The sequence below is a fragment of the Pseudofrankia coriaricola genome, from assembly GCF_032027725.1.
In the GTDB taxonomy this organism is placed as follows: domain Bacteria; phylum Actinomycetota; class Actinomycetes; order Frankiales; family Frankiaceae; genus Pseudofrankia.
In genome coordinates, this window is sequence record NZ_JASNFO010000083.1 from 1 (window position 1) to 19,835 (window position 19,835).

Annotated in this window: 19 protein-coding genes; 12 read left to right on the plus strand and 7 right to left on the minus strand. The window is 68.8% G+C overall.

Annotation, left to right across the window (positions count from 1 at the left end):
* The coding region (locus QOZ89_RS35345; protein WP_312628192.1) for an IS630 family transposase at positions 1-533 on the minus strand (533 nt) is incomplete at its 3' end.
* A gap of 1,034 nt (positions 534-1,567) precedes the next feature.
* Positions 1,568-2,347 carry a TetR/AcrR family transcriptional regulator gene (locus QOZ89_RS35350; RefSeq protein ID WP_397428903.1) on the minus strand — a complete coding sequence of 260 codons (780 nt, stop codon included), beginning with the start codon at positions 2,345-2,347 and terminating at the stop codon, positions 1,568-1,570.
* 413 nt (positions 2,348-2,760) lie between these two features.
* Here QOZ89_RS35350 and QOZ89_RS35355 point away from each other — a divergent pair, with 413 nt between their 5' ends.
* The 6 genes from QOZ89_RS35355 (at position 2,761) to QOZ89_RS35380 (ending at position 9,385) form a co-directional block, all read left to right on the plus strand.
* Positions 2,761-3,978 (plus strand): CaiB/BaiF CoA transferase family protein, encoded by a 1,218-nt coding sequence (locus tag QOZ89_RS35355; RefSeq protein WP_312628194.1) that lies wholly within the window; start codon positions 2,761-2,763, stop codon positions 3,976-3,978.
* Positions 3,979-4,009: 31 nt separating this feature from the next.
* Positions 4,010-4,564, plus strand: coding sequence for a VOC family protein (locus tag QOZ89_RS35360; protein ID WP_071046452.1), 555 nt, complete (start codon positions 4,010-4,012; stop codon positions 4,562-4,564).
* A gap of 270 nt (positions 4,565-4,834) precedes the next feature.
* Complete coding sequence (locus QOZ89_RS35365) at positions 4,835-5,884, plus strand: aldo/keto reductase (RefSeq protein WP_312628197.1); 1,050 nt, start codon at positions 4,835-4,837, stop codon at positions 5,882-5,884.
* A gap of 275 nt (positions 5,885-6,159) precedes the next feature.
* On the plus strand, positions 6,160-7,098 hold the full coding sequence (locus QOZ89_RS35370) for a zinc-dependent alcohol dehydrogenase (protein WP_312628199.1): 939 nt from the start codon (positions 6,160-6,162) through the stop codon (positions 7,096-7,098).
* Positions 7,095-7,952 carry an SDR family oxidoreductase gene (locus QOZ89_RS35375; protein ID WP_312628200.1) on the plus strand — a complete coding sequence of 286 codons (858 nt, stop codon included), beginning with the start codon at positions 7,095-7,097 and terminating at the stop codon, positions 7,950-7,952. The genes QOZ89_RS35370 and QOZ89_RS35375 overlap by 4 nt, the downstream gene beginning before the upstream one ends.
* A 128-nt stretch (positions 7,953-8,080) precedes the next feature.
* Entirely contained in the window at positions 8,081-9,385 is a 1,305-nt protein-coding gene (locus QOZ89_RS35380; protein ID WP_312628201.1) for an ABC transporter substrate-binding protein, read from the plus strand.
* A gap of 323 nt (positions 9,386-9,708) precedes the next feature.
* On the opposite strand, the gene QOZ89_RS35385 is transcribed toward QOZ89_RS35380, so the two are convergent.
* Positions 9,709-10,236 (minus strand): EAL domain-containing protein, encoded by a 528-nt coding sequence (locus QOZ89_RS35385; RefSeq protein WP_312628203.1) that lies wholly within the window; start codon positions 10,234-10,236, stop codon positions 9,709-9,711.
* A gap of 533 nt (positions 10,237-10,769) precedes the next feature.
* Between QOZ89_RS35385 and QOZ89_RS35390 the strand changes: the two genes are divergently transcribed.
* Positions 10,770-11,459, plus strand: a complete 690-nt coding sequence (locus tag QOZ89_RS35390) for a TetR/AcrR family transcriptional regulator (protein ID WP_312628205.1) — start codon at positions 10,770-10,772, stop codon at positions 11,457-11,459.
* Positions 11,460-11,514: 55 nt separating this feature from the next.
* Here the strand turns inward: QOZ89_RS35390 and QOZ89_RS35395 are convergent, their stop codons facing one another.
* Positions 11,515-11,691, minus strand: coding sequence for a hypothetical protein (locus QOZ89_RS35395; protein WP_312628207.1), 177 nt, complete (start codon positions 11,689-11,691; stop codon positions 11,515-11,517).
* On the opposite strand from QOZ89_RS35395, the gene QOZ89_RS35400 reads away from it, so the two are divergent.
* The 3 genes from QOZ89_RS35400 (at position 11,675) to QOZ89_RS35410 (ending at position 15,922) form a co-directional block, all read left to right on the plus strand.
* Positions 11,675-12,814: an ABC transporter substrate-binding protein gene (locus QOZ89_RS35400; protein WP_241841440.1), complete on the plus strand. Its 1,140-nt coding sequence runs from the start codon at positions 11,675-11,677 to the stop codon at positions 12,812-12,814. The genes QOZ89_RS35395 and QOZ89_RS35400 overlap by 17 nt on opposite strands.
* 145 nt (positions 12,815-12,959) lie before the next feature.
* Positions 12,960-14,123, plus strand: coding sequence for a phosphotransferase family protein (locus QOZ89_RS35405; protein WP_312628209.1), 1,164 nt, complete (start codon positions 12,960-12,962; stop codon positions 14,121-14,123).
* 407 nt (positions 14,124-14,530) lie between these two features.
* On the plus strand, positions 14,531-15,922 hold the full coding sequence (locus QOZ89_RS35410; RefSeq protein WP_312628210.1) for an ABC transporter substrate-binding protein: 1,392 nt from the start codon (positions 14,531-14,533) through the stop codon (positions 15,920-15,922).
* A 339-nt stretch (positions 15,923-16,261) separates the two neighbouring features.
* On the opposite strand, the gene QOZ89_RS35415 is transcribed toward QOZ89_RS35410, so the two are convergent.
* The gene (locus QOZ89_RS35415) at positions 16,262-16,909 is read right to left on the minus strand and encodes a response regulator transcription factor (RefSeq protein WP_198543032.1); all 648 of its coding nucleotides are present in this window, start codon (positions 16,907-16,909) and stop codon (positions 16,262-16,264) included.
* Positions 16,900-18,036, minus strand: coding sequence for a sensor histidine kinase (locus tag QOZ89_RS35420; protein ID WP_071046443.1), 1,137 nt, complete (start codon positions 18,034-18,036; stop codon positions 16,900-16,902). Before QOZ89_RS35420 ends, QOZ89_RS35415 begins: the two co-directional genes overlap by 10 nt.
* Before the next feature lie 131 nt (positions 18,037-18,167).
* Here QOZ89_RS35420 and QOZ89_RS35425 point away from each other — a divergent pair, with 131 nt between their 5' ends.
* On the plus strand, positions 18,168-18,491 hold the full coding sequence (locus QOZ89_RS35425; RefSeq protein WP_071046442.1) for a hypothetical protein: 324 nt from the start codon (positions 18,168-18,170) through the stop codon (positions 18,489-18,491).
* Entirely contained in the window at positions 18,488-19,141 is a 654-nt protein-coding gene (locus tag QOZ89_RS35430; protein WP_312628214.1) for a hypothetical protein, read from the plus strand. Before QOZ89_RS35425 ends, QOZ89_RS35430 begins: the two co-directional genes overlap by 4 nt.
* A 174-nt stretch (positions 19,142-19,315) precedes the next feature.
* Here the strand turns inward: QOZ89_RS35430 and QOZ89_RS35435 are convergent, their stop codons facing one another.
* A complete protein-coding gene (locus QOZ89_RS35435) occupies positions 19,316-19,759 on the minus strand; it encodes a VOC family protein (protein ID WP_312628267.1) in 444 nt (147 codons plus the stop codon).
* Positions 19,760-19,835 lie beyond the last annotated feature (76 nt).

Genomic DNA, 19,835 nt, shown 5'->3' on the forward strand with positions numbered 1-19,835 from the left:
GCCTGGACCTGGGTCTTCTCGTCCACGCACAGCACCACTACCGCCTCGGGGGGAGCGAGGTACAGGCCGACGATGTCGGCGACCTTCTCCGCGAACGCCGGGTCCCTGCTGAGTTTGAAGGTGCCCTGCCGGTGCGGCTTCAACCCGTTGTCTCGCCACAGTTTGGCCACGTAGTGCCACGAGATCGATGTCCCCGTGGTGCGGGTGACGTACCTGGCCATCTCCCGGCTCGACCAGTGCGTCAGGCCCGTCTCCGCCGGCGGCGTGGTGCGGGTCAGCGCGAGGACGCGGCCGCGGATCCGCGCCGGCACCTGCTCTCGCGGCGCCCCGCGCTGCCGGTCGACCAGTCCGTCGACGCCGTCGCTCTCATAACGAGACAGCCACAGATAGACCGTCGGCAGCGAGACCCCGGCGCGCTCGGCGACGTCCTTCTTCCCAAGACCGTCGGCGAACCACAGCACGATTCGTGCCCGCGTCGCCACATTCGCAGGAACGTCGCTGTCATTCACCATGGACAGCAGTTCCGACCGCATATCCGCCGTTAGCTCCACCTCGCCATTCTAGCCGAACGACCACATAAACGAAACAGAATCACGAGACACTAGTAGGACTTTGTTTAGTGACTCTGGCATGCGAGATCGGTTCATTTGGTGACAGCTCGCGGAGGCGGCAGGCGCCCGTCCAGACGTTGAGCAGGGCCTGGAAGGTGTGGAGGACTCCGGAGAGGGCAGGCCAGCGCAGGCGCTTTGGGGGTGCGGTGGAGCTGGGTGCACAACGCCTGGGCGACGCAGACGAGGGCGACGCGGTGGTGCCAGCCGCAGAAGGAGCGTACTCGTGCTGGTCGAGGCCTCTTCGACCTCGGGTGGGCGTGTTCGATCCGCCGGCCCAGCTTCGCGAGCTGGACGAGACGGGGCCGCGGGATGTCGGCGGGCAGGGTCGAAGCCAGTAGTCGGTGGGTTCGACCCTGCCCGGTGGCCATTGGGCGACGAGCCAGCATTCGGGCAGGCGGCGGTCGGCGGCGCGGTTCACCGACCTGTCTGAGGACCGGATGCGCGGTACCGGGAGCTGGGACTGCATCTCGGCGTACGGGTTGTCCGGGCTCCGATGAGTGCCTCGTCGCCAGGTGAGGGTACGCAACCTGCACGGCCCCGTGACCAGGGCCGGGGTCTTCAGGGACGACGGCGGGTCCGGGTAGGCCGACACGGCCCGGCGGCCGTGGCCAGGTAGGCCTTCCTAACGCGTCCGTCAAGCAGCGGCGGCGTTGAGCTGCTGGTAGAGGTACCGGCTCCCCCGGGTCGCACGCAGGACGTTGACGTGCCGGTGGGCGAGCCCGAGGACGGCCCCCGGTGGGGGGCCGTTGCCCTCGTCTCGTTTCCGCCGGTAGTGGGCCTCGCTGGTGGGATCGCGGCCGACGGCGATGAAGGCGGACTGGTAAATGACCCGTTTGAAGGCCTCGTCGCGGCGGTCGCGCGGCGCAGGTAACGGACCTTGCTGGACTGGCGCAGGACGGGGCGAGGTTTGCGGCGGTGGCGAGAGCCGCGAGGATGGCGATTGTGTGTTGGCACGGTTACCCTTCGCAAGGGAGTTGGCTTGCGATGCCATCGAGGAAGAGCGCCATGCTGCGGGTGAAGACGTCGGCGGCGGTGGCGGTCAGGTAGTCGTCTCCGGCGGCGAGGAGGGCCGTCGACTCGCTGGGTGGCAGTCCGACGATGAGGTCGTGGAACTCGGCGGTCCCGATCTCGCCGGTTTTCCGGCGTCCGGCGGTGGTGCGCTCGATGGTGGTGGCGCTGGCCACGAACTCGATCATTGTGATGCTGGCGAAGGCTGCCTGCTCGTTGGTCAGTCCGGCGTTGAGGAAGATCCCGAGGGTGGCGTTCACGACGCGCAGCATGTTCGGACCGTAGGCCGACCGGCTCCTCGTCACGGAAGTGGGCAGTGGCTGGTCGAGGATGACCCGGCGCATCTCCCGCATCAGCGCCTCGGCGTCGGCGCGCCAGCCCCGTCCGGTGCGTTCGAGCCGGACCTCGCCCATGAGGTGATCGATGATCAGCACGATCAGTTCGTCGCGGCTGGCGATGTGCCGGTAGAGCGAGGCGTTGCTGCCGGCGCCGAGCCGGCTGGCGACGGCTCGCAGCGTCAGCGCGTCGAGGCCGCCTTCGCGTAGGACCTCCAGCGCGGTCTCGACGATGCGCGCGGTAGACAGGCCGCCGGCCCGCGGCTTGCGCCTTCCCTCAGCGACGGCCCGTTCCGTCCACCAACGAGGCGTTCCGGGCTCGGGGGGCGTGATCGCCTGCCCGGGTGCCTGGGGTCCGCCCTCGTCGGTCTCTGGGAGCGGTCGGCGCGTCACCGGACCATCCAACACCACCTTGACAGTATGCGACCACTGGACGCATACTTCCCCGACTGGAAAGCGACCAACGGTCGCACATAAGGGGGGGTGCGTAATCAAGATCGTCACGTTGGCCGCGGGCGACCAGACCGATGGCGTCGATCCGGCCGCTGGGCGTAGTCAGCGAGGACTCATCTCTCCTGCCACCACCAGCTGAAAGCATCACCAGGTTCGTGTCACGGCTGACCTGCCGGTACTTGGCATCGGCGGCCCGCGTCGGTGCCGACTCGGGACGGCCGCGCCGGTCCGAGCGTGCCGGCGAGATGATCGCGACCTGGATCCGGGTGACCGTTCGCCGAGGCCGGCGAGCCGGAGGTTCTCAACGGCTCGGACCTCGGTCTCTACATCTGCCGCAAGGCAGGAGGGTGTCCATGACCGCGGTGATGCGTGGTGTCCGGGTCCTTGAGGTCGCCGAACACACCTTCGTTCCGGCCGCCTCCGCGCTCCTTGCCGACTGGGGCGCCGAGGTCATCAAGATCGAGCACGTCGAGCGCGGTGACGCCATGCGCGCTCTGGCCGCCACCGGTGTCGCGGTCGTGCCGACGTCAGCCAACGTCCTTCTTGAGCACTCCAACCGCGGGAAACGCAGCGTGGGACTCGATCTGGGATCGGAGGCGGGCCGCGAGATCCTCTACCGCCTCGCCGCGACCTGCGACGTCTTCCTCACCAACAAGCTGCCGGCCGTACGTGCCAAGTTGAAGATCGACGTGGAGGAGATCCGTGCCCACAACCCGGGCATCATCTACGTCCGCGGCACGGGACAGGGCGAGCGCGGGCCGGAGGCCGACCGCGGTTCCTACGACTCGCTGGCCTTCTGGTCTCGCACGGGTGCCGCCGTGGGAGTCATGCGTCCCGAGTACGGCCACGTCCCGGTCCCCCCAGCGCCCGGCTTCGGGGACTCCCTCGGCGCGATGACGATCGCCGGTGGAATCATGGGCGCGCTCTACCACCGGGAACGAATCGGAGAAGCGGCCGTCGTCGATGTCTCGCTCCTGGGAACGGGCATGTGGGCGATGGGTCAGGCGCTTGCCCTGTCCCTGCTGCTCGACATTCCCTGGACCCCGCCACCCGCGGGCGCTGTGCGGGCGAATCCGCTGTCCGGCAACTACCAGACCAAGGACGGGACCTGGCTGGCGTTTACCTGCCTGCAGGCGGGCAAATACTGGCCGCTCCTGTGCGAGGCCACCGGCCGGCCGGAACTGGGCGCCGACCCCCGCTTCGCCACCCACGAATCGCTGCTCGCGCACAGTGCCGACGCGATCGCCATTCTGCGTGACATCTTCGCCGACCGGCCCCTCGCTGAGTGGCGGGAACGGTTGGCGTCCTTCACCGGCCAGTGGACGGTCGTGCAGAACACGTTGGAAGCTGCGGCTGATCCGCAGACGGTCGCCAACGGCTACGTCCAGGAGTGCGCGACCGCCGCCGGCGTCCCCTTCCGCCTGGCCGCCGCTCCCGTGCAATACGACGAACAACCCGCCAGGCCCGGCCGCGCGCCGACTTTCAACGAGCACGGCGACGACGTCCTCGCCGAACTCGGCCTCGACTGGGACTCCATCCTCGATCTCAAACTCCGCGGCGTCGTCGCATAGCCGGCGCACCCGAGTAGATTCAGGAGCATCGATGAATTCGCCCTCCGGCTTGGCTTCCGGGCCGGCTGTCCTTCCCGGAGTCGTGCGCCAGATCGGCTATGTCGTCCGCGACCTCGACCAGGCTGTGGCCAGCTGGCTCGAGCTGGGGGTGGGCCCCTGGTATGTCCTGCGTGGACAGTCACAGCGGGCGACCTACCGAGGCCAGTCCTGCGAGGTGTCGCTGTCGATGGCCTTCGCTAACACGGGTGATCTACAGGTTGAGCTGATCTGCCAGGAGGACAGCACACCGAGCATTTACACCGAGTTTCTCGAGTCCGGACGGGAAGGGTTCCATCAGCTGGCCTGGTGGGTCACCGACTTCGATGCCGCCATGCGGTCCGTCCGGGCCGCGGGATGGCCAATCCCGTGGTTCGGTGGCGGAGACGGCGCGACCCGCTATGCCTACGTCGAGCCCCCCGCCGGCCCAGCGACCATAGTCGAGGTCATGGAAGTCAGCGTCGCCACGGATGACCTGGCGAGGGTCGTACGTCAAGCGGCCAACCGTTGGGACGGCAGCGATCCTGTTCGTAGCCTGCACGGTTCCTGACAACCGGGGCCAGCGCGCTTATCGACGGCCGCCTTCCGTTAACGCACCCCGCCAAGACCATCCGGGTGGCCGCCGACGCGAATCCGCGCCACCGCCCGTGACGGACAAGCCATGAGGACCGTCGGTGGCACGACGACTCTCCATCTACCGACCGTCACGCCGCAGATCTTCGACAGTTTGAAAACGGCAACCTCTCATGCCCAGGCGAGGCCGAGCGCGTCCTCCGGGCCGCGCACAACCGGGACAGCACCGGCCACCCGAAGGAGTCTGATGAAGTACCGCGGGTTCGGAAGGACCGGCATCGAGGTAAGCAGCCAGTGCCTGGGAACGATGACGTTCGGCCGCCTCGGCAGCACCGATCCCGACGACTGCGTGCCGATCATCAACCGCGCGCTCGACGGCGGGTTCAACTTCATCGACACCGCCGACGTGTACTCCCACGGCGAGGCCGAGCAGATCGTCGGACAGGCCGTGAAAACACGCCGCGACGAGGTCGTACTCGCCACCAAATGCTTCTACCCCATGGGCGGCCGCCTCCAGCGGGGCTCCTCACGCCGATGGATAACCCAGGCCGTCGAAGACAGCCTGCAACGGCTGGGCACCGACCGCATCGACCTCCTCCAGATACACAAGCCCGACTGGAACACCGACCTGGAGGAAACCCTCGGCGCCCTCACCGACCTCGTACGCCACGGCAAGGTGCTCTACCTGGGATCCTCGTCGTTCCCCGCCGACTGGATCGTCGAAGCACAATGGGCAGCCTCCCGGCGGAACAGCGCACGGTTCGTCTGCGAACAACCGCAGTACTCGATCTTCGCCCGATCGATCGAACAGGCAGTCCTCCCCGCCTGCCAACGACACCAGATGGCGGTCATCCCGTGGAGCCCGCTGGCCGGCGGCTGGCTGACCGGCAAGTACCAACGCGGCCAGGAGCCACCGGCCGGCTCACGCTACGACCCCACCAGCCCCTTCATGCAGGGAACGGTCAGCACGGCCGCCGAACGCGCCGACCCCGCCCGCTTCGACGCGGTCGACGCCCTGCGCGACGTCGCCGCCCAGGCAGGAATCACCCTCACCACGCTCGCACTCGCCTTCGTCGCCAGCCACCCCGCCATCACCTCGACGATCATCGGACCGCGCACCGCGAAGCACCTCGACGACGCCCTGGACGCCGCCGACATCGAGCTCAGCGGCGACGTCCTCGACGCCATCGACAAGATCGTGCCGCCCGGCACCGACCTCCCCGGTATCGACCACTTCACTCAGCATCCGTCCCTGCTGCCCACAGCCCGCCGTCGACCACCGCATTTCTCGGCGTAACGGACTCGGACAGGCGCGGTCTTGACCCGCTCGCACACCTGGAACGAGTGCGCCGAAGCGGATCCGGACGAAACCGCGCCCGGGAAACGGTGAGTGACCGGGCTGGCGCGGCACCACCCAGACAGTGGGCATATCCGTCCCCGCCCGCACGGCCCCTGCCACCAGGACGCCACGGCCGGCCGGGCATCCACACCAGCACGTCAGAAACCCATCGTATCGGCGGGGAGAGATGGCGGAACTCTCTCCGGGCCGGACGTCAGAACCAGGGAGTACTGATGAAAGCCGTGAGGGCCAGGGACGGAAATGTCGCAGTCGTCGACCTCGACGAACCTCCCGGCACCGGCGAGGAGATTCTCCGGGTCGCGGCGGCGAGCATCTGCAGCTCAGACCTTCTGTACATCGAATTAGGCGCGCAGCACGTCATCGGACACGAGCTGGCGGGCGTCCGCGAGGACGGCTCCACCGCGGTCGTTGAGGCGCTGTACGGTTGCATGGAATGCGACCTGTGCCGTAGCGGTCGATACAACCTCTGTCCCATCCACGTACAGCGGGCGCTCGGCGCCACCGCCGACGGCGGGATGGCCGAACAGTTCCGCGCCCCAACGGAGCGGCTCGTTTCGCTTCCGCCGGGACTCGATGTCCGGGACGCCTCGCTCGTCGAGCCGGCATCGGTTGCCTGGCACGCTCTCCGGCTGGCCGGCACGGGCCCGAACACCCGGGTCGCCGTGGTCGGAGCCGGGGCACTCGGCCTTCTCGCCGTCGCAGGTGCACGCCGACAGGGCGCCCCCGACGTCGCTCTCGACGCACGTCACCCGCACCAGGCCGAAGCCGGCGAACGCCTCGGCGCCAAGCTCGACGCCGAAGGTCTCTATGACGTGGTCGTGGAAGCCGCCGGGACCTCGACTGGCCTCGCCCGCGCCACCGAACTCGTCGCACCGCACGGAACCGTGGTCTGTGTGGGTGTTCACCTCGGCAAGGTGGAACTCGATTGGGCCCCCCTGTTCCACCGCGAGGCAAAACTGTTGCCTTCGCTAGGGTACTGCCGCCACGAGAACGGACGCGAAATGGAGGACACGGCGGCCATGCTCGCCGAGAACCCGGACATCGCCAAGACGCTGATCACTCATCGGTTCCCCCTCGCGGACGCGATCGAGGCGTTCCGGGTGGCCGCGGACCGGAGATCGGGAGCACTGCGGGTGGTGGTCGAGCCGTGAGCACGGTGGGAATGGCAACCGGTGCCGGCCGCGGCATGGGCCTGGCCTGCGCGCAGCGCCTCATCGGCATGGTCGACGTGGTGCTACTGGTGGACCGGGACGAGGCGGTCGCGACGGTGGCCAAGGACCTGACGGGTGCCGACGGGACCGCCGTCGAGCCGTTCGTCCTCGATATCACCGACCGCGCGGGCCTGGCCCGGCTCGCGACCCGGGTCGGCGAGCTCGGCACGCTGCGCGCCGTGGCCCACGCCGCGGGGATCTCGCCGACCATGGCCGACTGGCGCCGCATCTTCACCGTGGACCTCATCGGGACCGCGTTGCTGGCCGATGCGCTGCGCCCGCTCACCACGGCAGGAACGGCCTCGGTGTACTTCGCGTCGATGGCGCCGCTGCTCGCATTTGCCGAACCGAACCCGGCCGCGGACGCCGTGCTCGACGACCCGCTCGCCGAGGACTTCCTCGACCGGATCCATGAGGTTCTCGGAACACAGGTCGAGGACAGCGGATGGGCCTACCCATGGGCCAAGCGCGGAGTGCAGCGCTTCGCCCAGCAGGAGGCCGTGCGGATCGGACCGCTTGGCGGTCGCGTCTGCTCGCTCTCCCCCGGGCTCATCGACACCCCGCAGGGACGGCAGGAGGCGCAGACCAGCACTGGCATGGCGGCTCTCCTGCGGGCCACCCCGCTGGGTCGCATCGGGCAGGCCGCCGACGTCGCCGACGTCGCCGGTTTCCTGCTGTCCGACAACGCCCGGTTCGTCACCGGCATCGATGTACTCGTCGATGGCGGCATTGGCGCCGCGGTACGCGGACCAGCCGCGCAGACGGCGCAGAAGGCCCAGAACGGGCAGAAGTAGCGACCGGCCGACGCCCAACGGCCGGCAAGAGGCGTGCCAGGCGAAGTACGACCGTGCTGCGTCCACTCCCCCGCAGCACATCACCCCGCGCAGGACAATGCAACGACAACGATGAGATGGGAAAAGTCATGCAGGACAAAACGATCTCGTTCCATAAGCTGCCTCGAAAGCGGTCACGGCGGTCGGCGGGCGCGCTCTTAGCCGCGCCGTTGGCCCTGCTCGTCTTCGCCGCCGCGTGCGGATCCGACGACGACCACAACGACGCTCCTGGTACCGGCGGCGGCGCGACCACGAACGCCAACGTTCTCGGCCCGGTGAACAAGGCGGCCGGCAAGCCCGTCAAGATCGGAATTGTCTCGGACGGCAAATCCGCCATCGTCGACAACTCCATCCAGTTCGACGTCGCTGACGCCACCGCCGCATACCTCAACGAGCACAAGGGCGGCATCGGCGGCCGGCCCATCGAGCTGGTGAAGTGCGAGACACAGTCGGACCCAGGCAAGGGCACCGACTGCGGGAACCAGATGGTCGAGGAGAACGTCGTCGCCGTAGCGATCGGGGAGTCCGGCGTCGCCGAGAGCGTGGGAAAACCGTTGGCCGACGCGAACATTCCGGCGATGTTCTTCGGCGCGGGAAGCGATGCGCTGCTGGGTGACAGCGAGTCGACCTACACCCTCGGCGACCCGACCTACGCGGTGCTCCAGCTGCCGATCGCCCTCGCCAAGGAAAAGGGCGTCGACAAGGTGACGTCGGTCGTCATCGACGTACCGGCGGCGCTGCACGTCCAGCAGGAGGTCGCACCGGATGTCTTCAAGAAGGCCGGGATCGGTTACGAACTGGTCACGGTGCCCCCGGGTACAGCCGACATGACCCCGCAGATGCAGCGCGTCGCCGATGGTAAACCCGGCGTCGTGTTCGTCGTGGGCAACGACTCGTTCTGCATCAGCGCCTTCAACGGCCTGAAAGCGGTCGGGTACACCGGCACGATCAGCGCCATCTCGCAGTGCATCACCGACCCGACCCGCAAGGCAGTACCGGCCGACGTTCTCGGTGGCATGGTCGTCGCAGCCTCCGCTCCGACCGGCGGGACCGATCCGTCCAGCGTTCTGTACAGCACCGCGATGAAGACCTACGGCAAGAACATCAACATCAACTCGGCCACCGGTAGGGGCATGTTCATGACCCTGGCCGGCCTTGCCACGGCACTCGAAGGAATCTCGGGGAACATCACCCCGGAAACAGTCAACACCACCATCAAGGCAATGCCGGAGAAGGAACTGCCGGGAGCGGCAGGCCTGCGGTTCCGGTGCAACGGCAAGGCATACCCGGCCTCGCCCGCGGTCTGCGTGCGCGGCGGGTTGTCCACAACCCTGAACGGCCAGGGCCAGCCCACCGAGTTCCAGGTGCTCGGGTCCTCTCCGATCGAGGACTGAACGATCGAGATCGAGCGCTGAACCAATCGAGGAATGACCTCGGTGGCCGGATCCTGCTCCCTCCGGTCGGGCATCCGTCCGATCGGAGGGAACAGGAGGCTCCGGTCCGTCTGGCCACCGTGAACGGGGTCGCGGTCGGGCTGACGTTTCTCTTCGACCCGGGCAACGTTGCGACATTCGGTACCCGTCCGTGACGGCCTTCTGTCCGGCACACGGCATCTCGCCTGCGCGATGAGCCGGCAGTGGCGACGGCGTGATCTCGGGCGCATCATGATCACCCTACGGGGCCCGGGATGACCGGGGTCTGGTTTCTGCTGGTTGCGCTATGTGCGGCCTCGGGCCGTGGGGGTCTGGGGATCGGGTCGACGGCCGGGTGGTCGGCCACGGGCCAGTCTGGGTGGGTCGGCTTGCCAGTCGCCGAAGAGCCGGCCGATCCCGAGGATGCAGCCCAGTCGGGTGGCGCGTTCGTCGGCGCGTTCGTCGTTGACGCCGCCGGCGGTCACGACGACTCCGAGTTGGCGGAACGCGTCGAGCAGGGACGTGAGCATGACGGTTGTGCGGACGTCGTCACGGGTTTCGCCGAGCGGGCCGGTGACGGCTGTGTCGAGCACGGCAATGTCCATGGGCAGCACGCGCAGTGCATCAACCCCCGTGTCGGGCGCGCCCACCTCGGCCAGTGAGATCCGTACGCCCAGATCGCGCAGCCGGCCAACCGTCGGGGCGGCTGCCATCAGGTCGGAGCTGTGGGCAGTGGCCCGTACTTCGAGCACCAGCGCGTCCGGGGGCAGCTTCGTGGCCCCGAGGGTTCTGGATCTCCCCGATGACCGCCTCGTCGGCCAGCTGGGTCGCACCGACCGGGAGACGAGGCAGCAGGTAGGCGTAGTCGAGTCGTCCTTCGATCTCGCGGACGCCCAGCTTGGCGTCTAGTAACGCGTGGGCGTGGTGGCGGATGAGGGGCCGCAGGTCGTCCATCTTCCGCTTCGACAGGGCCCACGCCGCCAGTGATCGGACGCGACGGTGGTGTTCGCCTTCCATCACGCCGATGCGGTTGCTGCCCCAGGTGTGTAACGGATCTCCCGGCTGGAACCCGCGTGCCTCGAGCACCTCGATGCCGTGCTGGATGAACTGCGTGCCCCGGACGGTCTCGAACGCGTCATCCCAGCGCAGCAAGGCGGGCAGGCCCTGGGGCGTCCTGGCTAACCGGTGCCGCTCGCCCAGCTCGCGCAGCACCGGGTACGGGTCCTGCCACCACGCCGGGTCGTCCGTCGGAATCGTCGGCAGGTCCTCGACCGTCACCATTCGCATCCCCTTGGCTCGTCGACCCAGAACCTGCCGGGCCTGGCAATCTTGCCGCATCCGGCATGCTTTGCCTAGGATGAGGGCCATGTCAACGGCCGGACTGCGGGAACGGAAGAAGGCGGCAACCAAGCTGGCGCTGAGCCAGGCAGCCCTGTCGCTGATGCTCGAGCGCGGGCTCGACGCCGTCACCGGCGACGCCATCGCCGAAGCCGCCGGCGTCGCTCCCCGGACGTTCCGCAACTACTTCTCCAACAAGGAGGAGGCGGTGCTGTTCGTCCTGGAACGAGCGCAGAACGACTACATCGAGACGTTCCTGCTCCGCGACCCCCACGAACCCGTCCTCGACTCACTTGAGGCGGTCGCCATCGGCCTGATCGAAGCCACCGACTCGCTCGAACAACTCATCGCCGCCACCCGCCTCACGGCTCACAACCCTGCACTTGTCGTCCACCGTGCAGCCTCGCGCGACCAGGCAACGACGGACCTCCTGCGCGAAGTCGCGATCCGCACGGGCACCGACCCCCACCGCGACCTCTATCCGCGACTCGTCGTCCACGCCGCCGACGCTGCGGTCCTATCCGTCGTCGGGCTGTACGCCAGCAAGCAGGTGCCCCGGTCCGAACTGGCCCACCTCATCCGAGCCGGATTCGACCAGCTCCGCCAAGGGCTCGCACTCCGCAACGGCCCTGCGAATCGCGGGAACGATACTACTGACGAACATAAAGACCAACATCGAAAACAAATGCCACACAATGACGAGGGAGTCTGGGAGTGACGGCGCACGGTCTCGTGACCGAGGGCGGGTCGCCAGTGGCGCCGCGCCGAGCGGCTCATGGCAGGGCGACGAGGGCCGCGGCCCGGGGTGGGCTGCGCGCCCGCACCGCGGCCTCGGCCGCGCTTCTGGTCGTCGCGTCGACCCTGGTGGGCTGCAGTTCCTCATCGTCCAACGCGACGGGCAGCCACTCGTCGTGCGCGACCGGCGTGCCTGGCGTGACGGGCGACTCCATCAAGATCGGGCTCGTCCTGCCCGACACCGGCGGCCCTGTCGCTGAGGCCTTCCGACCAGCGCGCGGGGCAGTGGAGGCGCGCATCGACAAGGAGAACGCCACCGGCGGCGTGTACGGCCGCAAGATCGATCTCATGTGGCGTGACGACGAGGGGGACCCGGGCGTGTTCACCACTGCCGTGCAGAGCCTCGTCGAGAACGACCAGGTCTTCGGTCTGATCGCGCAGTCGGTCAGCCTTACCGACGAGTCCGCGAGCTGGCTCCAGACGAAGGGGGTCCCGGTGACGGGCCTCTCATCCAGTCCGATCTGGAGCAACTACAGCAACCTGTTCCACTACGGCTCGTTGTACAACAAGGGCGGCGCCGTCGACACGTTCGGCCGCTACGTCAAGGCTCAGGGCGGCACCAGGGCCCTCCTCGTGATCGACCCGACCTCGGCGACCTCCGTGGACCTCGCCGGCCAGTTGGCCCCCAGCCTGCGCAGCCAGGGGGTCACCGTCGTGGGGCAGACGTCCTACTCGGCGGACATCTCCGACCCGGCCAAGGTGGCGACCCTGCTACGCCAGGACAGGGCCGACACCCTGATCGGCGCGACTCAGGCCGATGCGTTCATCGAAATCTATGCCACCGCCAAGGCCGCCGGCATCGACCTCAAGGTAGCGCTCAGCTCCAGCAACTACGGCCCCACCGAGATCCAGCAGCGGGGAAAGGATATGGCTGGCATGTCGATGACCATGGCTTTCCAGTCGTACACGACGGACTCGCCGGCCATCCGGGCATATCGCGAAGCCATGACCACATACTCCCCCGAGACGACGAGCCTGTTCGACGATGTCGCGATTGTTTCCTACGTGGCAGCGGATGAGATGATCAAGGGGCTGCAACTGGCCGGCCCGTGCCCCACGAGGCAGTCATTCATCACCAACCTGCGGAAGGTGACCAGCTACGACGCCGGCGGGATCCTCGCCCCGACCAACCTGAGCAAGCCACACGACCCGGTCTCCTGCTTCAACTTCCTCAAGGTGAGCGCGACGGGCGACAGCTACTCGACGGTGCCGGGCAACACTCCGACCGGATTCTGGTGCGGCAACCCAGTTCCCGCCTCGGCCATCACCGGATCCTGAAACACGCGGCCGTCGAGGGGGCTGACGGTGGTCGCCCCCTCGACAACCGCCCTCTTCGTCCCGTCGCGGTAGCGGTCAGCGTTCTACGCCCAGTCGACGCACGTCGCCCCCACCATCCAGAGCTCCCTTACGGAGGGCATTCCACGTGGCCACGCGATCACTTTTCACGGCGCTCGGCCTTGGCATGGCCATGACGGAGGCCGTTCGGGCAGGTCTCGATCGGTCGCTGCCCGGCGGCGGGTCGGTCCCGCTCCGGGCGCACCAGGCAAACACGCAATGGTTGGAGGCCGCGTTCGGCTTGGCGCCGGGAACGGTCCGGTCGGTCAGCGTCGTCGACGAACACTCAGGAACCGCCGCGCGCGCCCGCCTCGCCGTGGACACCGACGCGGCCGACGTGCCCGGCCACCTGTTCCTGAAGTTCACGCCTCACCACTACAGCCAGCATGTGCTGATGAACGTTTTCGGACTCGGCGCCCGGGAGGTCTTTGCCTACCATGCGCTGGGGGAACGCCCGCCAGTCCTCACCCCGCGCTGTTACGCCGCCAGCGTCAACCGGTTCAGAGGGCGCGCCGTTGTGCTGCTGGAGGACCTGTCCTCCACGGCTCGATTCCGGACGGTCCGCGACTCGGTGACGCCCACCGAGGCCGAGGCCGTTGTCGACGCGCTGGCCGACCTGCACATCGCCTTCTGGGAGACCGCTCGTTTCAGCGGCGACCTCAAGCCGCTGGTCGGGCGCGCGCCGGCCGCTGACCGCCTGGGGGATCTCATCCGCCGTCGTCTCCTCGGCACCATGAAAGGCGAGGCCGCCAACCTCGTTCCCGAGCCCATGAAGCGGCAGTGCCGCATGTTCTTCGAACGCAGCCGGGACATCGACGCGTTCTGGGCCGCCCTCCCGCAGACTCTGATCCACGGCGACCCACACCTCGGGAACCTCTTCTTCAAGGGCGACTCCCCGGGACTCCTGGACTGGCAGAACGCGATGTCCGGCACCGGCATACGCGACGTCGCGTACTTCGCGGCGGCCTCGGTCGAGCCCGAGGTGCTCCGCAAGATCGAACGAGGACTGGTCGAGCGGTATGCGGCGCGGCTGGACGCGGCGAACATCCGCGCCGACCTCGACGACCTGTGGGTGTGGTACGGCGCCGCCATGACCGAATTCTTCCTCGCGGCGGTTTGCACCGCCGAAGCCGGCGACACCATGCAGCCGTTCGAGATCTCCCGGGTCGGCGTCGAGCGATGCGTGGCCAGCGTCGCGGCACACGACAGCTTCACACTGCTGGCCAATCTCGTCGACAGCAACCGCACCTGACACCTAGTATTCCGCTACGCCTTCGCCGCTGCGCGCGAACCCAACTCTCGGACTGAACTCGAGGACCAACTTTATCCCATAGTCGCCTGAAAGCCGCTGACAACATCGTGGTGGGGCCGGTCCAGCCAGCCCTGTGTCTGCCGGAAATGCAATCCGCCCTACTCAGGGACCGTCTCAGCCGTCGCGGCCGATCGTGGGGCCCTCCGCCGCGCCTGGTCCTCGCGTCGGGATGGGACATGGCCAGAATATCGATTATGTCAAGTGTCGCCGGGCAAGGCTCCCCCGCGATGAACGCCTACCAGAACGCCATAACCGTCTACGAGCTCACCTTCATGTCTCTCGGCGGCGCAACCGCCGTCGGAAGCCACCCGTCGCGTCCGGACGTTCTCCAAGAATAGAGAAAAACTGTGATCTTGTTGCGTTCGCGTCGGACGCGGGCCGGGCTGGCCGGCGTCGCGGCGCTGGTGGCCGCGGCCACGTTCGCCTCGTGCAGTTCCACCACCGACAACGGCACCTCCTCGGCACCCGTGGACCTGGGTAAGCCGATGGACGCCGCCGCCGCCAGCAAGCTGGCGATCGAGAAGGCGGGGCCGATCCAGTTCGCGACCGGCAGCACGGTCCGCGGCGTGAACGGCAAGGTCATCACGATCGGCGGTGTCGCCGACGTCAAGGACACGACCGGTATCGAGAACTTCCCGGGCGTGTGCGACGGCGCGAAGGCGCGGTTCGAACGCGCCAACCGCGAGGGTGGCGTGAACGGCTACACCTTCTCCTACGCGGGCTGCACCGACAGCGGCGCCGACCCGACCAAGTCCAAGGACGCCGTCACGGAGATGGTCGAGGACAAGAAGGTCTTCGGCCTGGTGCCCTTCACCGCGTCGGTCTCCACCGTCGGCGACTACCTCAACGACAAGCACGTGCCCTACTTCGGCTGGGGCATCTCGACCGACTACTGCGGCTGGAACAACCGGCAGTTCGGCTTCTCCATCACCCAATCGATCGCCTGCGCGGGCGTGCTGCCCGGTCAGACGTTCTACTCGTCCGCAGGTCTGGAAAGCTACCTGGCGGGCACCGGCAAGAAGCCAGCCGACGTGAGCGCCGCGTTCGTCGGGTCGAGCGTCGCGGCCGCAGATACCTCCGTGAAGAGTTTCGCGAAGATGGCCGTCGGGCTGGGCATGAAGGCCCCCTATGCCAAGTCCCCGATCCCGGGCCCCGGGGCGCCGCCGCTGTCCGACTACACCCCGATCGCCCGGGACATCATCGCCAGCGGCGCGAACCTGGTCGCGTCGACGACCACCCCCGCCACGATCTTCCCGCTCGTGGCCGCGCTGCGCTCCTCGGGCTACACCGGTGACATTCTGATCTACTTCGCCGACCCGCGCCTCGCTCCGCTGGCCGACCAGCTCGACGGCGTGTACGCGATGACGCCGAACTTCGGCTCGGGCGTCTTCCCCAGCGCCACCTTCACGCAGATCGACGCCGACCTGAAGGCCGTCGGCTCGCAGGCCGACGCCAGCGCCTCCGGAACCCTGACCTCGTACGGCGCCGCCGACCTGTTCCTCAAGGCCTTCGCCAAGATCAACGGAACGGTCACCACCGAGGCCCTCGCCAAGGTCCTCAACTCCGGCTTCGACTACCCCGCCCTCGGTAACGCCCTGTGCGGCTCCACCTGGCCCGCCGGACGCGTCCTGGGCAACGACTGCGCCGCCGTCGTCCGCTTCGACGGCGACAAGAAGGCCATCGAGCCCATCAAGGACCTCCAGACCTTCGGCCACGAATACCTCTTCCCCCTGACCTGACCACCTCCACGCACGACCGAAGGCGGTGCGACCGATCCCCGGTCGCACCGCCTCGGCAATCTGGAGGCCGCAACACCCGGCGAGGCACTGCGAAGCGCCAAAACGGTGCCGCCGGCAGCGATAGGGAGGCCGGGGATGTGGGCTTTCCGCGCAAATGCGGCCCTCGTGGCCTGGTCGGGTGGCCCGCGGGGTGCCAGAAGTCGGCCCGGGCCTATGAGCTGGGACGATCCGACTGTCAAGCGCCGGGTTTGGTGGAGACTGAGTTGTCACGCGCCAGCGGACTGCCAGGCGTCCTCGTTCCTGATCTGAGCGGCCGCCCAGGCGGCCTCGTGCTCTGTTTCAGATTCGCGCGTCGTAGACCAGGAGTGCGATCTGCACCCGGTTCTCCGAGCCGGTCTTGGTCAGGATCCGCGAGACGTGCGTCTTCACGGTCGCCTCGCCCAGGAACAGGGTTTGGGCGATGGCTGCGTTCGAGAGGCCATCCGCGACCGCCTCGGCCACCGCGCGCTCCCGCTCGGTGAGCGTCGCCAACCGGTCCCGGGCGCGGGCCGCACGCCGGCCGTCGCCCTTGCCGAGCTGGTGCACCAGCCGCTCGGTCACCGGTCCCGAGAACACCGACTCGCCGCCGGCCACCACGTGGATCGCCCGGGTCAGCTCCCGCGGGGCGGTGTCCTTGAGCAGGTAGCCGCGCGCGCCGGCCTCGAGCGCGTCGATCACGTACGAGTCCAGGTGGAACGTGGTCAGGATCAGCACGGCCGGCGGCTCGTCCAGCCGGCCGATCCGCCGGGTCGCCTGGACACCGTCCAGCACCGGCATCTGCAGGTCCATCAGCACGACGTCCGGCCGGGTCTCCCGGCACGCGGACACCGCCACGGCGCCGTCCGCCGCCTCCCCGACGACCGCCAGCTCCGGGTCGCTGGCCAGCACCATGCGTAGGCCCGTTCGGACCAGGGCGTCGTCGTCGACCACGAGCACCTTCAGTGCCACGGCAACCGCGCTCTGAGCTCGAACTCACCGCGGGCACTGAACCCGTGGCTCAGCGTCCCGCCCGCCAGTGCGGCCCGCTCGACGAGCCCGATCAACCCGCTGCTCGTGCCCGGTACGCCGAGCGAGCCCGTGGTACACGCATTCACCACGTCCACCTCGACGTCCTCCCCTGACCGGGCCAGGCTGACGCGCACCGGCGCCCCGGGCGCGTGCTTGCGGGCATTGGTCAGCCCCTCCTGCACGATCCGGTACACGTCCCGACCGGCGGCCACCGTCGACGCGGGCCCGGTCGACTCCAGCGCCGGGTCCATCGACAACGCGACCTCCTGCCCGGCGGCACGCGCCTCCTCGACCAGGTCGCCAAGCCGGTCCAGGCCCGGCTGGTCCAGCGAGCGCGGCTCATCCTCACGAAGGACGCCGATCGCCGATCGCAGCTCGTCGAGCGCCTGCACGGCCGAGGTACGGATCAGTGCGGCCGCGTCCCGCACGTCGTCCTCGCCGTGCCGCGGCGCGACCTCGAGACCGCCGGCGTGCAGCGCCACCAGCGAGATCCGATGGGCCACCACGTCGTGCATCTCCCGGGCGATCCGGGTGCGCTCGGTGGCGCGGATGTGCTCCTCGCGCAGGTTCCGCTCCTCCTCGGCGCGCTCGGCACGCTCGCGGTACGCGTCCAGCAGCGCGTGCTGCGACTGGATCAGCGCACCCCAGGCGGTCACCGCGGCAGCGATCGCGATGTTCACAGTCAGGGTCAGCGAGACGCCCTTGTTGCCTGGGTATACCAGCCAGAACACCCAGCCGGCGGCCACGTCCGCGACCGCGACGCCGATCGCGACCCGCAGCGACCGGTATCGGGCGACGAAGTACAGCGCGACCATGTTGGCGACGCCCGCGGAGGCGACGACGGCGGCGACGCCAGCGAGCACGAGCCCGGCCACGAGCGGGTACCGGTGCCGGCCAAGCAGCAGCAGGCACGCCAGTGCCCCGGCGCACACGTCGACGGTGCGCCAGCTGCCCACGGGCCCCTGTTGCAGCACGTCGTACAGGAGCACGAGGCCACCGGCGAACGCGGTCAGGACGACGGCCGCCGACCGTGCCCGCCGTCGCCAGCCGCTCGTCTCCTCGTCCACAGCCGCGACTCTACGAGCCTGTCCGGCCGTGCCGAGTCCGCCTTTCGGGGGACCCCTGGTCCGCCGAAGGTCGACGGCCTTCCGTAGTTCGGGCGACGCGGCGGGGGTACCCGCGCCGGTTCGCTGGAGCCATGAACGCAGCCACCGAACACTCCCCCGGTTCCCGCCTCCACGACCTCGCTGACGAGGTCTTCGGTCCCGTCCGCGCTCCTCGCGGCACGCTCGAGCGCAAGCTCCTGCTGGTCCGCTCGGCCTTCGCGTACGGCGGCCTCATCGCCACCCTCGTCCAGGTCGTCGTGTGGCTGACGATCGGCGTGATCACCGCCCACCTCGACTCGCCCTGGTGGCTGTGGACCGCCGTCCCGGCCGCCGCCGTCGTCGGCCTGCTCACCCTCGCGCGACGCTGGCAGCACTGGTGGGGGCTCGCCGAGGCGACGAAAGAGGAGAGCCGATGAGCACCGAGCGTCGCATCACCGGCTGGGCCGCCCTGCTCGGCGGCCTGCTCTCCCTGGTCATGGTCGGCCTGTACTTCGTCTACTCCGGCCCGCCGCCATCCGCCAACGTGCTCAGCCGCAACCTGATCACGCTCGCCACCTTCACCGTGTTCCTGGTGTTCGCCGTCGGACTCGGCCGACTGCTGCGCGACCCGAACGGCGACGCGGGTCTGGGCGGCGACCTCGCGGTCACCGCGCTGCGCGCCTACATCACCGTCACCCTGGTGGCCGCCTCCCTGGAGGTCGGCACGTCGTTGCAATACCCCGACGGGCACCTCGACCCGACCGTCGACGGACCGCTCGCCGCCGGCATGGTGCTGCTGCACGGCCCCATCGCCCGGGTACTGGTCGCAGTGTTCCTGCTCGCCCTGGCCGCGGCCCCGACCGCCCGGCAGTACATCTCCCGCCGAGTGCTCCGTGGCGGCGTCGTCCTCGCGCTGGTGAACCTGGCCCTGGTCCCGTCGCTGTTCTTCGGCATGGACGCGGCGGACTTCTACGCCGCCAACGGCTGGGGCGCGGTCGCCTCCATCGGCGCAGTCAACGTGATCTGGTTCGCCGCGCTCGGCCGGTCCATCCTCCGCACACCGCGGCGCCCTCCGGCGCTCGTCTGACCAACCCTGAAGCCGACCCCCGGTCACGTAACCGGGGGTCGGCGTCCTCCCCACGCCCGTGGGGGGTGATCCGTAGATCCACACGCCCGCGACGCCCTCCAACGTCGTTCAGGGCCTGCTGCCGAGCCGCTTCGGGAGACGGGCGGGCGGCGCCGGCCCCGCGCCGGTGTCAGGTCAGGCCGGGGCGTCGGCGTCCTGCATCGAGGCCGCGAACTCCTCGGGGCCCTTCAGCGCCGCCGCCGGATCCATCCACATGACCTGCCAGCCGTGGCCATCGAGGTCGAAGAAGCTGCGCGAGCACATGAAGCCGTAGTCCTCCAGGCCATCCGCCTCGACGCCGCCCGCGGCCAGCGCGGCCTGCGCGACCGCGTCGACCTCCTCGCGGGACGACACGCTGAAGCAGTAGAGCGCCAGCGTGTGCGTGGCGGGATCGGCCATCGGCAGCTTCGCGAACTCCGCGAACTTGCTGTGGCTGAGCAGCATGACGCTGGCCTGCTCGCCGACCAGCATGCAGGCGGCGGTCTCGTCGGTGAAGTTCGGGTTGAAGCTGAACCCGAGCTTCGCGAAGAACGCCTTGCTGCGCTGGAGGTCCGCTACGGGGATGTTCACGAACAGCATGCGGCCGGGGTGTGCGGGGATGGTCACGGCGGGCCTCCAGGTCGGTAGTGCGACGGGTACGTCCTGATAGACCGGG